The organism is Streptomyces fradiae ATCC 10745 = DSM 40063, from assembly GCF_008704425.1.
Taxonomy (GTDB): Bacteria; Actinomycetota; Actinomycetes; order Streptomycetales; family Streptomycetaceae; genus Streptomyces; species Streptomyces fradiae.
Map to the genome: position 1 here is coordinate 5,479,818 of NZ_CP023696.1, position 13,771 is coordinate 5,493,588.

Consider the following 13,771-nt stretch of genomic DNA (forward strand, 5'->3'; position numbering starts at 1 on the left):
CGGCGAGGCGATCGACCGGTCCGCCGAACGGGGAGCAGCCATGCCGACGACGACCGCCCGGAGCGCTCCGGGCGCCACCGTCCTCACCACCGGGGAACGCGACGTGCTCCGCGCACTCGGGTGCGGCCTCGGGGACGCCGAGATCGCGGCCGCCCTCGCCCTGCCCGAGCACGTGGTGGCCGAGCTGGTCGTCCGCGTCCTCGGGAAGCTGGGCCTGCGCGACCGGGCCGCCGCCATCGTGCACGCCTTCGACTGCGGTCTGGTCGTACCGGGCCGGGGCCCGCGCGGACAGGTGGCGGCGCGGGAGCCCGGCGGCGGGCGGCGTACCGGCGCCGTCCCCGGCCCGCCGCTGCGGGTGTCCGTGCTCGGCCCGCTGCGGACGAGCCTCGCCGGGCGCCCCGTGGACGCCGGGCCCGTACGGCAGCAGGCCGTGCTGGTGGCCCTCGCGCTGAGCGGGGGCCGCTCCGTCAGCCCGCGGAGGCTGCTTGCGGACGTGTGGGGCGAGGAGGCGCCGGACGGGAACGTCGTACCGGTCTACGTGTACCGGCTGCGCAAGAGCCTGCGCCTCGGGGAGTGCCGGGACGCGGTGATCCGCCGTGACCGGTACGGCTACGGGCTGGCCCGCGGGGTGGCCGAGGTGGACGCGGCCTGCCTGGACGACCTCGACACCCGGTCCGGGGCGGCCGAGCGCGCCGGCGAGCTTGCCGAGGCGGTACGGCTGTGCGGCCGGGCGCTGGGCCTCTTCCGCGGCGAGCCGCTGGCGGGGCTGCCCGGACCGCTGGCCGAGGCGCAGCGGCTGCGGCTCACCCGGCGCAGGGCCGCCCTGGCGCAGCGGAAGGCGGAGTGCGAGCTGCGGCTGGGCCGGCACGCGGAGGCGGTCGCCGGGCTGTCCGCCCTCGCCCTGGACGAGCCGCTGAACGAACCGGTCGCCGCGACGCTGATGCACGCGCTGCGGCGCTGCGGCCGGCGGGCCGAGGCGCTGGCCGTCTTCGACCGCGTCCGGCTGCGCCTCGCGGACGACCTGGGGGTGGCGCCGGGCGAGGTGCTGTGGCAGGCCCGCAGGGCGGCCCTGCGCGGGGACGGCCCCGCTACCGGCCGGGCGGGGGAGTACCGCCCCGGTACCGGCCGGGCGGGGGAGGGCCGCGCGTGAGCGCGGGAGCCGCCCCGCGGGGGCGGGACGAGGAGCTGGTGCTGGCGCGGATCTCGGCGGCGGCCGGCCGGGCGGGCCTCGGCAGGCGGTACGCCACCCACCGGGCGCCCCGCACCGAGACCGGGGCCCGGTGGGGCGCGGCGGCGTTCGCGGGTGTCCGGCGCCTGCTGGGGTCCGGTACGCCGGAGGCCGGGGCCGGTGCGCGGCTGGACCTGTACGAGCGGGGGGCGACGGCCTTCGCCGGCGGGCGCGTCCGGGCCGTCCGCTTCGACTCCACGGTGGTGCGCCGGCTCGGGGCCCTGACCCCGAGGGGCGTCACCTGGGGCCTGGTGCTCGCCGACGTGCACGGCGGGCGGGTCCTGCTGCGGCGCGGGGACTTCGAGCGGCCGGAGGAGTGGTGGCCCGGTATCCGACGGGCCGTCACCGCCGCCCAGGTGCCGCCCGCCCTGACCGCGCTGGAGGGGGGAGGGCGGCTGGTCTTCGGCCCGGTGTGGATCACCGCGGACGAGGTGGGCGCCGGGGGCGGCGCGCTGCGCTGGTCCGAGGTCCGGGGCATCGAGGTCCTCGAAGGGTCCGTGACCGTCCGCGCGGCCGGGCGCCGCCCGCTGCGGGCCGCCGCGGCGTCCGGGATACCGAACTTCTGCGTCCTCCACGCCCTCGCCGGGCACCTCACGGGCCCCGGCCGCCTGCCGGGCCCCGGCCGCCTGCCGGGCCCCGGGCACCTTCCCGGCACCGAGGGGCACAGCGGCTGACCCGCACAACCGACCGACCCCCACCGACCCCCACCGGCCCCGACCGTCCCACCCACCCCACTCACCCCACCCACGACAGAAGGAGACAGCGGCATGGCCGACAGCTACCGGTACCGGTGCGGGGAGTGCGGGCACCGCACCGCCTGGGGAAGCGAGTCGCGGGGCGCGGCGGCGATCGAGGCCCACTACGACCGCCGCCACCCGGAGATCGTCCCCGGCGGGGTGGTCGAGTTCCGCAGGGGATCGTCCTGCGGCGGATCGGGATGCCTGGTCGTCCTGGCGGTCCTGGTCGTCCTCCTGGTCCTGGCCTCGCGGAGCTGAACCCCCGCCCCCGCCCGGCCCCCCGAACCCCCCACCCCACCCCCGGCGACACGCGCATCGAGAAGAGAGAGCAGGAGTACGGCGATGGAATCGGAACTGGCGGCACTGGCGAGTCTGGCCGCGTCGGCGGTGGTCAGTGGGCTGGCCACGGCCGGATGGGAGAGCGCCCAGCGGGCGATCGGCGACCTGTGGCGCCGGGCGCACCCCGAGCGGGCGGACACGGTGGTGGCCGAGCTGGGCGAGGCGCGTGCCGACGTGCTCGCCGCCCGGCGCGACGGCGACGAAAGGACCGAGCGGGAGCTGGTCGGCGAGTGGCAGACGCGGCTGCGCCGGCTGCTGGCCGCCCACCCGGAGATGCTGCCCGACCTGCGGCGGATCGTCGACGAGATGGGCCCCCCGGAGCGGCGGCCGGACCGGCGGGGCGGGATCAGCGTGACCGCGCACGCGTCGGGCGGCTCCCGGATCAACGTGGCCGGCCGGGACCTCACCGTCGACGGGAGGTGACCGCCGTGCGCGCCAGAGAACCGTGGGACGACTTCGGCCCGGACGGCGACGACGGCTTCGACGACGTCTACCGCGGCGACCAGCGCATCGACGCACGCGCGAACAACCGGTCCACCGTCAACGCCGCCGGACGCGACGTCCGGACCACCTACTTCGTCAGCGTCTCCTCGGCGGCGCTCGCCGCCGTCGTGGGCCTCGTGGCCCTCCTCGGCGTGTGGCAGCCGTGGGAGGAGACGGCCGTGACCGGCGAACGCGACGGCGCGGGAACCGCGACGGCCACGCAGTACACGGGCGGCGGGAACACCGCGCGGGCCGCGCCGTACCGGGAGCCGACGGAGCCCACCGGCGGGGAGAGCGGCGGGGACCGGGAGGAGCCCGACCCCACGCCCACCTCCGACCCGTCCGACCCGCCCGAGCCGTCCGCCCCGCCCGACCCCGTCGACGTGGCGTTCGCCTCCGTCCGCGTCGGCACGTGCCTCTCCGTGTACGACGACGGCTGGGGCAGGCTGAGCCAGGACCGGCCGGTCGCCGTCGACTGCGGGGCCGGCTTCGCCTTCACGAAGGTGACCATGGTGACGACGCTCGCCTCCCACTGCCCCTCCGGGGCGGGGCAGTACGGCTGGGGCCACGTCAACGGCGACGGGTCCTCCGTCGCCCTGTGCCTGGACCGCGTCTTCGCCGCCGGGCAGTGCTTCCCCGCGACGCTGACCAGGCAGGCCGACGGCACCCTCGGCGGCCAGGCGCGGCTGTTCAGCGTCTGGGGATGCGACCGGAAGCAGGTGCCGAAGGGCATGAACGCCAAGCTGGTGATCACGGCGGTGCAGCGCGGCGGCACCTGCCCGCAGCGCGCCGACCGCCAGACGCTCCAGTGGCGGGTGTTCAACGGCTCGGCCACCGTCTGCGCGGTGCAGACGCAGTGACCCGCCGGGGCTCACGCCGGGCTCAGCTCCGCCCGGACCGTCCTGCCCGGACCGTCCTGCCCGGAGCGCCCGTGCGCGGGGCCGCCCCCCACCGGGTCGCCGGTTGCGCGACGATCAGCGGCCCCGGCCTCTCCGCGTCGCCGGGCGGCTGTCCGTCGGAGAGCGGCGGAACGCCTCCGGTCCGGTGCCGGCCCCGCGGCCCGTGCGCGTCCTGGGCCGGCCGGACGCGGACTTCCGGCCCGGCCGCCCGGCGGCGGCGCCGATGATCCCGGCCGCGCCCCCGCCGGTGGGGGTTCGCGCCGGTGCGGTGCGGTGCGGTGCGGGGCGGGGCCCGTGCCTGCGCCCGGTGGTGCGGGGCCGGGCGGCGCCGGGGAGGGGCGACCGGGCGCGGTCGGGCGCCGGGGGAGGGACGGTCGGGCCCGGGCAGGGACGGTCGGGCCCTCGCGCCGCGCGCCCCGGCTCGTACAGTGAGATGAGTGGGGCGACGACCCCCTCCTCGCCCCCGTCTCCAGGTCCCCGCAGGCACGGCAGTGCCCGGAAGGGGGAGAGCACGGTGGGAGCCCTCATCACGCCCGTCGCCCGGCCCCAGCGGCTCCACGACCGCGAGGCCGAGTGGGACAGGCTCGTCGCGTTCGTGGACGACCCACGCCCCGGCCCCGCCGTCGGCGTCGTCACCGGACCGCGCGGGCACGGGAAGTCGTACCTGCTCAAGGCCCTCGCCCAGGCGACCGGCGGGTTCTACTACGCAGGGCAGGAGGCCGCGCAGGCCGAGACCCTGCGCGCGATCGCCCGGCGGTACGCGCACCACGCCGGGCTGCCGCACGCCCCCCACTGGAGCGGGTGGCCGGAAGCGCTGCGCGACCTGGCGGCCACGGGCGGCGGTCCGGCGGCGCTGGTCGTCCTCGACGGGCTCCCCGACCTCGTACGGCAGAGCCCCGGCCTCCCGGCCGCCGTCGCCGAGGTGCGCCGGCGGCTCGGTACGGGCCCGGACGGCCCCTCCCGGCTGCGGCTGCTGCTCTGCGGCAGCACGACACCGGTGATGAGCCGGCTGCTCAGCGCCTCCGCCGGGTGGGTGGACGAGGTCGTGGAGGTGGCGCCGCTGGACTACCGGCGGGCCCGCGCGCTGTGGGGCGTCGACGATGCCGCGCTGGCACTGCGGGTGCACGCCGTCGTCGGCTCCGGCGCGGCCTGGCGCTTCGACCCGGCGGGCGACCGGCCGCCCACCGGCCCGGCCGACTTCGACCGGTGGGTGCGCACGGGCGTGCTCGACCCGCGGCTGCCGCTGTTCTGGAGGGCCGGGCACCTGCTGGACCGGGTGCCGGACCCCTGGGACGCCGCCTGCCACTCCACCGTGGCCGCCCTCGCCACCGGCCGCACCACGCCCGGCGAGATCGCGGACTTCCTCGACCGGCCGGCGACCGACGTGCCGCACATCCTCTCCCACCTCGAAGAGCGCGGCCTGGTGCACGGCGAACCCGACGCCTTCCAGACCGGGCTGGTCCACTACCGCATCGTGGAACCGCTGCTCGCCTTCGACCACGCCGTGATCCGCCCCCACCGCCCCGACCTCGCGGACGCGGGGCCGCGGGAGATCGGCGCGTTCTGGCGGGAGATGCGGCCCGTCTTCGAACGGGACGTGGCGGGCCCGCACTTCGCCCGTACATGCCGGGAGTGGGCGGCCCGGTTCGCCCCGCCGGGCACCTTCGCCGGCACGCCGGTCTCCGCCCTGGCGGGCTGCGCCCCCCGCGTGTCCGGCCACGAGCCGTCCGGCCATGAGTCGGCCCGCGTCGACGTCGTCGTACGGGGCGGGCGGGGCCACCGGCCCGGACCGCTGCTCTCCATCGGGCTGACCTCCTGGGCGGACCGCATGGACACCGCCCACCTGGACCGGCTGCGCGGCCACCTGGCGCACCTCGCCGCCCTCGGCGAGGACACCGGGCGCACCCGGCTCGTCTGCTACGGAGCGGCCGGGTTCGGCCGGGGCCTGCGCGAGGCCGAGGCGGACGGGGAGGTGGTCCTCGTCTCCCCCGAGCGGCTGTACGGCGAGGACCGCCGGCCGGCCGGCGGGGAGGGGTGAGGAGCCGTGCGCGCGACGGTCGTACTGGGGCGGATCGCGGGGATCCGGGTCGGGGTCCACTGGAGCGTGCTGCTCATCTTCGGCGTGATCGTCCTGGGGCTCGCCCAGGGGCGCCTCCCGCAGGCCCACCCCGGCGAGGGCTGGCCGGTGTACTGGGCGATCGGGCTGCTGACCGCCGTCGTCTTCTTCGCGTCCCTGCTGGCGCACGAGCTGGCGCACGCGATCGTCGCCCGGCGCAACGGCGTGGAGGTCGACGACATCGTCCTGTGGCTGCTGGGAGGCGCGGCCCGGCTGAAGGCCGAGGCGCCGAGCCCGGCGGCGGAACTGCGGATCGCCGGGGTCGGCCCGCTGGTCAGCCTCGTCCTGGGCGGCCTCTTCGCGCTGGCGACGTGGGGGCTCGACGCGGTGTCGGCCCCGGGGCCGGTCGTGGAGGCGGCGGTCTGGCTGGCCGTGATCAACATCCTGCTGGCGGCGTTCAACGTCATCCCGGCCGCCCCGCTGGACGGCGGGCGCCTGCTGCGGGCCTTCCTGTGGTGGCGTACCGGGGACCGGCTGCGGGCCACCGCGGGCGCCACGACCGCGGGACGCGTCTTCGGATGGCTGCTGGTGGCGTTCGGGCTGCTGCTGTTCATGCGGGGGGACGTGTTCGGCGGGCTGTGGCTGGCGATGATCGGCTGGTTCCTGGCGGCGACCGCGACGGCGGAGGGGCAGCAGGCGCAGCTGCGGGCCGTACTGGCAGGGGTGCCGGTACGGGACGTCATGACGCCGGACCCGGTGACGGTCCCCGCCGGGCTCACGGTCGCCCGCTTCCTGGACGACCCCCGGTACCGGTACCGGCACTCGGCGTTCCCGGTGACGGGGGAGGGCGTGGACGTGGGCGGCGGTGCCCGGCCCGTGGTGGGTCTGATGACGCTGGACCTGGCGCGGGCGGTGGGGGAGGAGCGGCGCCCCGCGGTGACGGTGGGGCAGGCCATGCTGCCGCTGGAGCGGGCCGAGGTCGTCGACGCGGACACCCCGCTGGCCGAGGTGCTGCCGCGCGTCGAACCGGGCGCGGAGCACCGGCTGCTGGTGCTCGACGGTGGGAGGCTGGCCGGGATCGTGTCCGCGTCGGACGTGAGCCGCGCGGTGACCTGGCTGATGACGACGGCCCAGCGCGGTGCGGAAGCCCGGCGGGGCGGCGATGCGGCCGACAGCGGCGGCCGGCGCGGCGACTGGGGCCAGGGCTGGGACGACCGATCGCGCGGCGCGTAGCGGGACGGGGCGGTGTCCGTGCGGTCGACGACCCGCCTCGTTTCCGCCCACTGCACGCCACAGCGCCTCGGTGCGCGGGCATGGACGGTTTGATGTCGTGATGAGCGGCTACTGGACACCCGCGCCTCACGCGGTCGAGCAGGAGGACGCCGAGACCCTGGCCCGGCTGCTCGCCGCCGGCTCCGATCCCGACGAGGTCTTCGGCGACATGACCCTGCTGACGCACGCCATCGACGTCGAGGGCGACGGGGCCCTGCAGAGCAGAGGGCCGTTGACGGTGCACACCACCGCCGCGCTGCCGGCCTTCGGGGCCGATCCGGAGCCGGCCGCCCCAGGCGGCCGTACGCCCGTGGACATGGCGAAGCACGACGGCCACGACCTGGCGACGAGACTGCTGCGCACCCATATCGGCAGACGAGCCGCCCACGGCGGCTGAAGGGGCGGCCGGGGCCGGACCCGCGGGGCGCGCCCCGCCCCGCAGGGTCCGGCGGTGGGGATCAGTCCGCGTCGCGGGGGTCGAACGACTCGGTGTCGACCTTCAGCGGCTCGGGGAAGGCGCCGGCGACGGCGTCCCAGCGGGTGAACTTGAAGTTGGTGCCCTCGCGGTCACCGTCGGCCGGGGTGGCCTCGCCGTCGTGGGTGACCAGCATGCCCTTCGGGAAGGCGGTGCCGAGGGGGACGTTGACCACGGTGGAGCCGTCGGAGTGCTGCACGCCGTCCGTCGCGTCGCCGTCGGCGACGGCGAAGGAGCCGAGGTAGGCGTTGCCGCCCTCGCGGTCGTACACGGCGAAGGTGTCGTCGCCCTGGCTGGAGGCGAGGACGTAGCCGGCGCCGTCCTCGGCGTGGTAGACCGTGACGCCCTCCGCGTCGGCGCTCAGGTGCTCACCGCCGAAGCCGGGGTCGTTCTCCGTGTCGAGGACGCACTCCTCCTCCTCGGCGTCGTACGTCCACGGCGTGCCGTACTCGCGGACGCGGTCGACCAGCTTCGGCTTCTCGAACTCCTCGTCGTCGATCTCGATGCGCCACAGGCCCACGGTCTCCTGCGCGGCGTACAGGACGTGCTCCTCCTGGTCGACGGCCATGCCCTCGACCTGCGGGCGCTCGCCCGGGTCGGCGCACGGCGTCCACTTCCCGCCGTCGGGCAGGGTGAAGGTGTCGGGCAGGTCGAGGGTGTCCTCGGTCTTGTAGCCGACGCGCCCGTCGCGGTCCTTGAGCTGGAGCAGGCGGAGGCTGGTCTCCTCGCGCTGGGAGACCACCACGTAGGCGTCGTCGTCGTCCTTGAAGGCGGTCAGGCCGTAGGAGGTGCGCTGGTCGTCCACCTCCGCCTCGTTCGCGGCGAAGACCGGCGCCACGTCGGGGGCGGTGACGTCCTTCAGCGGGGGCTTGCCGGCGGCGACGGCGGCCGGGTCGATGGCGTACGCGCGGATGCGGTCGCGGCCCCGGTCGCTGACGAGGGCCAGGTCGGTCTTCCGGCCGCCCAGCTCGAAGCCGTAGACGACGTCGACGTTGTTGAAGCGGCCGGGGCTGGCGTCCTCGTTCGGGGCCTCGGGCGCCGCGATGTGCTGGAGGCGCCGCCCGTCGAGGCCGTAGACGTCGAGGCCGGCCTCCTTCAGGGTGCCGATGACGATGCTGCGCTCGGGGTTCTCGGGATCGACCCAGACCGCCGGGTCGTCGGCGTCCGCGTTGCCGCCCGCCTCGTCGTCGTAGACCGCGGGGGTCTCGACGGTGGCCGTGAGGGTCACCGGGACGGCGGGTCCGGTGGCCAGGGCGAACGCGGTGACGAGCGAGGTCATGGTGCCGAGTGCTGCGAAGGCGCTCACATTACTCCTTGGTAGGTGTGCTGAACGCCGGGAACGTTATGGGGAGTTCGCGAAGAGCCGGGTACGCGGCCGTGAACGGCGCATGGCCTCTCGGCGCGGCCTGTCCGCCTGTCGGACGGTCTGGCCGGGGGTGTGCGGGGGCCGGGCCCGGGCAAGCGATTGGTGATGGGAACCATTTTCATGTAGCGTCGCGGACCGTTGTCCTTGTCGCAGGAGGTTCGTCATGGCTGTCCCCAAGCGGAAGATGTCCCGCAGCAACACGCGTCACCGGCGCGCCCAGTGGAAGGCGTCGACGCCGCAGCTCGTCCCGGTGACCGTGGACGGGAACGTCCTCATGGTGCCGCAGCGCCTGGTCAAGGCGTACGAGCGCGGTCTGCTGCGTCCCGAGGGGTGAAGGACTTGAGCACCGCCGGGAACGCGACGAGCGGTACGGGGAGCGCGGTGGGGCCCACCCGCGGCGCCGCGGACGCCACCGGGAGCGCGGTGGGCGACCCGCGGCTGCCGGTGACCGTGCTGTCGGGCTTCCTCGGGGCCGGCAAGACGACCCTGCTCAACCACGTCCTCACCAACCGCGAAGGACTGCGCGTCGCGGTCATCGTCAACGACATGAGCGAGATCAACATCGACGCCGCCCTGGTGCGCGGCGGCGAGGCCGCCCTGTCGCGGACGGAGGAGCGGCTGGTCGAGATGACCAACGGCTGCATCTGCTGCACCCTGCGCGACGACCTGCTGGAGGAGGTCGACCGGCTGGCGCGCGAGGGCCGCTTCGACTACCTGCTCATCGAGTCCAGCGGCATCTCCGAGCCCATGCCGGTCGCGGCGACCTTCGCCTTCCCCCGCGACGACGGCGCCACCCTGGGCGACCTGGCGCGTCTCGACACCATGGTCACCGTGGTGGACGCCGCCAACTTCCTGCCCGAGCTGCACGGCGGCGACGGGCTGGCGGAGCGGGGGCTGGACCAGTACGAGGAGGACGAACGCACGGTCAGCGACCTGCTGATGGACCAGATCGAGTTCGCCGACGTCATCGTGGTCAACAAGCTCGACCTCGTCGGTCCGGCCGACGCCGCCCGGCTGCGCGCCGCGCTGGCCCGGCTGAACCCGGCCGCCCGGATCGTCCCCGCCGTGCGCGGGCGGGTCGCCCCCGGCGACATCCTGGGCACCGGGCTCTTCGACCTGGAGCGCGCCCAGCAGGCCCCCGGCTGGGTCAGGGAGCTGAACGGCGACCACGTGCCGGAGACCGAGGAGTACGGGATCTCCAGCGTCGTCTTCCGCTCCCCGCGCCCGTTCCACCCCGGGCGGCTGTACGCGTTCGTGACGGAGGACCTCGACGGCGGCGCCTTCGGATGCGTGCTGCGCTCCAAGGGCTTCTTCCGGCTCGCCGGGCGCCCGCGGATCGTCGGGCTCTGGTCGCAGGCCGGCTCGGTGGCGCGGTTCGAACCCTCCGGCGTCGCGGAGGAGGGGCAGGGCCAGGAGCTGGTGTTCATCGGCACGGCCCTGGACGCCGAGGCGCTCGGGGCCGCGCTGGAGGGGTGCCTGATGGCCGAGGGGGAGGAGCCGCCGTCGGACGACCCGTTCCCGCCCTGGGACGCGTACGGGATCGACGACGCCTGCGAGCACGAGCACCCGGCGCTCACGCAGCCGGCCTGACGCGACGGCCCGACATCCTGACGCGACGGCCCGACATGACGGGCCGGCATCACGGCCCGGCGCGCGGACCTGACGGGCGGCCCGGCGCGACGGGCCGACCGCGACGGCCCGACACGACTCCGGGCCGGGTGGTGGTCGCAGCCACGGCACCACCCGGCCCGGCCCATCCGCCGGACCCCGAGCGGGCCCGGCCCGGCGCCCGCCCGCCCCGCCCAGGGCCCGGACCGTCCGGCGCCCGCCCCGCCCCGCCCAGGGCCCTCACCGTCCGGCGCCCGCCCCGCCCCGCCCAGGGCCCTCACCGTCCGGCGCCCGCCTTGTCCGGTAGTCCGGGCCCTCCGGCAGCCCGCACCGTCCGGGCGCCCGCGCCGTCCGGCGCCCGGACCGGGTCACTCGGTGATCTCGACCGCCTTGCCCTGCGCCTCCGGCGCGGGCGCCGGAGCGCTGCCGGACGCCGGCTTCTTCGCGATGTCCTGCAGGAGCGCGGCCAGATCGACCCCGGTGGCGGAGGAGAGAAGCTCCATGCCCTGCGTCACGTTGTCCGTGACCGTACGGGTCAGCCGGCTCGCGCCGTCCGTGGAGATGACGGTCATCTTCTCGACGGCCGACAGCGGTTCGGCGGCCTTGGCCACGACCTGCGGCAGGACCTCGACGAGCATCTGGAGCACGGCGGCGTCGCCGTACTGGGCGAAGGCGTCGGCCTTCTTCCGCATCGCCTCCGCCTCGGCGGCGCCCTTCGCCCCGATCGCCGCGGCCTCGGCCTCACCCTCGAGCCGCACGGCGTCGGCCAGGGCGGCGCGCTGCGCCTTCTCGCCCTCACCCGTGAGCCTGGCCCGCTCGGCGGCGGCCTCGGCCTCCTTGACGAACGCGATCCGCCGGGCCTCGGCCTCCTGCTCGGCCTGGTAGCGGGCGGCGTCGGCGGGCTTGCGGACCTGCGTGTCGAGCTGGCGGTCCGTCAGCGCGGCCTGGCGGGCGGCGACCTTCTCCTGTTCGGCGAGGATGTCCTGCTGCCGGGCCGCCTCGGCCAGCGGACCGGCGGCGTTGGCCTGGGCGGTCGCCTCGTCCGTCTGCGCCTTGATCTCGGCCTGCTTCAGGTGGAGGGTCCGCTCGGCGATCGCGATCTCCTCCTCGGCCTTCAGCCGGGCCTGCTCGGCGGCGCGCCGGGCGACGGCCTCGGCGATGTCCGCCTCCTGCCTGGCCCGCGCGGCCTCCGGGCGGCCCAGGTCCTCCAGGTACGAGCCCTCGGTGGTGATGTCCTGGATCTGGAAGGCGTCGAGCACCAGGCCCTGGCCGGACAGGCTCGCCTCGGCCTCCTCCGCCACCTGCCCGGCGAAGGCCGCCCGGTCGCGGATGATGTCCTCCACCGACATGCGGCCCACGATCGAGCGCAGGGCGCCCGAGAGCACCTCCTGGGTGAAGCCGACGATGCCGTTCTGCTGCATCAGGAACCGCTGGGCCGCGGCCCGGATGGAGTCCTCGGTGCCGCCGACCTTGACGATCGCGACCCCCTCCAGGTTGACCTTCACGCCGCGCAGGGTGACCGCGCCGCGGACGGCGACCGGGATGTGCCGGCTCGACAGGTCCAGGGTGAACTTCTGCTGCACGAACGGCACGACGAACACGCCGCCGCCCACGACGACCTTCTGGCCGCTGTTGTCCGTGAACACCCGCCCCGTCGCCGGATCGGTGGACTGCTTGCCGCGCCGGCCCGTGACGATGAACGCCTCGCTCGGCCCGGCGACCTTGTAACGCGTGATGACGACGAGGCCGAGCAGGACGACCAGGACGGCCAGGCCCACCACGGAGATGAGGACAGGGCTCATGGCGAACCCCCCTTTCGATCAGGATCGGGAACAGACGGACGGTGAGGAGCGGCGGCCGGGAGGGCCGGTGGCGGTGCCGGCCGGGGGCACGGGCCGGTGTGGCCGACGGCGGCGGTGCCCGGCGGGGCGCCGTGGCCGGTTCAGCGTTCGACCGGGCGGACGGAGACCGACGTCGGCGACAGCACGGCGTCGACCCACACCTCGGTGCCGCGCGCGAGGGGCACCTCGGCCTTCGCCGCGTACTTGACCGGCTGGCCCGCGAGACGCAGCAGCACCTCGCCGTAGCCGCCCGCCGGGATCGCCGTCACCACCGTGCCCGACGTGCCCGTCAGGTCCTCGCCCCGCGGCGCCGCCGTGCCGCCGCGCATGAGGGCGCGGCTGAGCCTCCACGTCAGCCAGGCCGCGCCGACCCCCGTGAGCACGCCCGCCCCGGCGGCGACCCCCGCCCCCGCGCCGCCGGTCCCGAGCACGATCGCCTCCGTGAAGCCGAGGGCGGACACGAACCCGGCGATCATCGGCAGCGACAGAAGCCCGTCGAGTCCTCCGCCGATCCCGTCGAAGACCCCCTCCAGCAGGCCGTCGAAGACCAGCGAGAAGACCAGCAGGACCAGACCCGCGATGCCGAGACCGAGGAACCAGGCCATCTCCACCCCCTCCGGCTGCCGGACCGCTCACCGTCCGCGCCATCGTCCCACCCGTCGCACAGGAGTTCACTGCCGGAGTGCGGCAATCTTCGCGCGCTCCCGATGCCGTCCTCGCACGCCCGGCGCCGGGCGCCCGGCGCGCGGGGGCGGAACGCGACGGCGCGGTCGGGCCGGCCGCCCGTCACCCGTGCCGTGCGTGTGCCCCGCCCCGCCCGTGTCGTACGGGTCCGGGGGAGTCCGGCGGCGGCCGGGCGGCCCTCCGTCCTACAGTCCGCCGCCCGATTCGGCACCGTGGCGATAACGCCCGGGAAAAGCCGGGCGGAACTCCCCGTGTTCGTACCGGGAAACAACGCGCGCCCCCCGTCCCCCCTCCGCTCCCAGGAATTCCGCCGCTCCGGACAGGGCGACCCTAACGGCGCTCCGGGGACACTGTCCAGCGATGTCGCCGGGCCGCGAGGCGGCCCCGGCGGCCGCGGTGCGGGGCGGGGCGGGACGGGGTCGGAAAAGGGTTGTCAGATTCGACGGTCGTGTGCCTACCATCGAGTTCGGCGGGCCCGGCCCGCTCGGGTCCGGGACCGCAATGCCCGACCTGTCGGACTCACGGGGGATATACGAAAGATGGGGCCTGTAGGCACCGCATTACCCGATGGCGGACACACACCGCGGCCGAGCGCCGATCCGGGTCCGCCCGACACCCCGGTACGTCCGCCCGGCGAGGCGCGGGACGACCGCCCACCCCGGCCGCGGGACGCCGGCGCCGCCGCGCCGCCCCGACAGGCCGCCTTCCCCGCGCGCCGACCCGCGCCCGCCCCGCGGCGCCCCCGCCGCACCGTCGCCCGGCGGCGCCGAACCGAGCCACCGC

At 76.2% G+C, this 13,771-nt stretch carries 13 protein-coding genes; 10 read left to right on the forward strand and 3 right to left on the reverse strand.

Annotated elements, in window-relative coordinates; translation table 11 throughout:
* Window positions 1-40: 40 nt before the first annotated feature.
* From CP974_RS24150 to CP974_RS24185, 8 genes are all read left to right on the forward strand, one after another.
* Complete coding sequence (locus tag CP974_RS24150) at window positions 41-1,150, forward strand: AfsR/SARP family transcriptional regulator (protein ID WP_051839079.1); 1,110 nt, start codon at window positions 41-43, stop codon at window positions 1,148-1,150.
* Complete coding sequence (locus CP974_RS24155) at window positions 1,147-1,902, forward strand: DUF6585 family protein (RefSeq protein WP_223844564.1); 756 nt, start codon at window positions 1,147-1,149, stop codon at window positions 1,900-1,902. The genes CP974_RS24150 and CP974_RS24155 overlap by 4 nt, the downstream gene beginning before the upstream one ends.
* A gap of 93 nt (window positions 1,903-1,995) precedes the next feature.
* Window positions 1,996-2,223 (forward strand): hypothetical protein, encoded by a 228-nt coding sequence (locus tag CP974_RS24160; RefSeq protein WP_031129422.1) that lies wholly within the window; start codon window positions 1,996-1,998, stop codon window positions 2,221-2,223.
* Window positions 2,224-2,307: 84 nt separating this feature from the next.
* Window positions 2,308-2,727 (forward strand): hypothetical protein, encoded by a 420-nt coding sequence (locus CP974_RS24165; RefSeq protein ID WP_031129421.1) that lies wholly within the window; start codon window positions 2,308-2,310, stop codon window positions 2,725-2,727.
* Window positions 2,728-2,732: 5 nt separating this feature from the next.
* Window positions 2,733-3,647 (forward strand): hypothetical protein, encoded by a 915-nt coding sequence (locus CP974_RS24170; RefSeq protein WP_140160808.1) that lies wholly within the window; start codon window positions 2,733-2,735, stop codon window positions 3,645-3,647.
* Window positions 3,648-4,200: 553 nt separating this feature from the next.
* Complete coding sequence (locus CP974_RS24175) at window positions 4,201-5,724, forward strand: AAA family ATPase (RefSeq protein ID WP_051839076.1); 1,524 nt, start codon at window positions 4,201-4,203, stop codon at window positions 5,722-5,724.
* 6 nt (window positions 5,725-5,730) lie between these two features.
* Window positions 5,731-6,975, forward strand: coding sequence for a site-2 protease family protein (locus tag CP974_RS24180; RefSeq protein WP_078915397.1), 1,245 nt, complete (start codon window positions 5,731-5,733; stop codon window positions 6,973-6,975).
* A 100-nt stretch (window positions 6,976-7,075) separates the two neighbouring features.
* Window positions 7,076-7,411 (forward strand): ankyrin repeat domain-containing protein, encoded by a 336-nt coding sequence (locus tag CP974_RS24185; RefSeq protein WP_031129415.1) that lies wholly within the window; start codon window positions 7,076-7,078, stop codon window positions 7,409-7,411.
* 61 nt (window positions 7,412-7,472) lie between these two features.
* Here the strand turns inward: CP974_RS24185 and CP974_RS24190 are convergent, their stop codons facing one another.
* Window positions 7,473-8,768 carry a phytase gene (locus tag CP974_RS24190; RefSeq protein ID WP_031129414.1) on the reverse strand — a complete coding sequence of 432 codons (1,296 nt, stop codon included), beginning with the start codon at window positions 8,766-8,768 and terminating at the stop codon, window positions 7,473-7,475.
* Between the two features lie 250 nt (window positions 8,769-9,018).
* Between CP974_RS24190 and rpmF the strand changes: the two genes are divergently transcribed.
* A complete protein-coding gene (gene rpmF / locus CP974_RS24195) occupies window positions 9,019-9,189 on the forward strand; it encodes a 50S ribosomal protein L32 (RefSeq protein WP_031129412.1) in 171 nt (56 codons plus the stop codon).
* An 89-nt stretch (window positions 9,190-9,278) separates the two neighbouring features.
* Complete coding sequence (locus CP974_RS24200) at window positions 9,279-10,445, forward strand: GTP-binding protein (RefSeq protein WP_031129411.1); 1,167 nt, start codon at window positions 9,279-9,281, stop codon at window positions 10,443-10,445.
* Between the two features lie 386 nt (window positions 10,446-10,831).
* On the opposite strand, the gene CP974_RS24210 is transcribed toward CP974_RS24200, so the two are convergent.
* Entirely contained in the window at window positions 10,832-12,265 is a 1,434-nt protein-coding gene (locus tag CP974_RS24210; protein ID WP_031136879.1) for a flotillin family protein, read from the reverse strand.
* A gap of 140 nt (window positions 12,266-12,405) precedes the next feature.
* Window positions 12,406-12,909: an NfeD C-terminal domain-containing protein gene (locus CP974_RS24215; protein ID WP_085921172.1), complete on the reverse strand. Its 504-nt coding sequence runs from the start codon at window positions 12,907-12,909 to the stop codon at window positions 12,406-12,408.
* Window positions 12,910-13,771 lie beyond the last annotated feature (862 nt).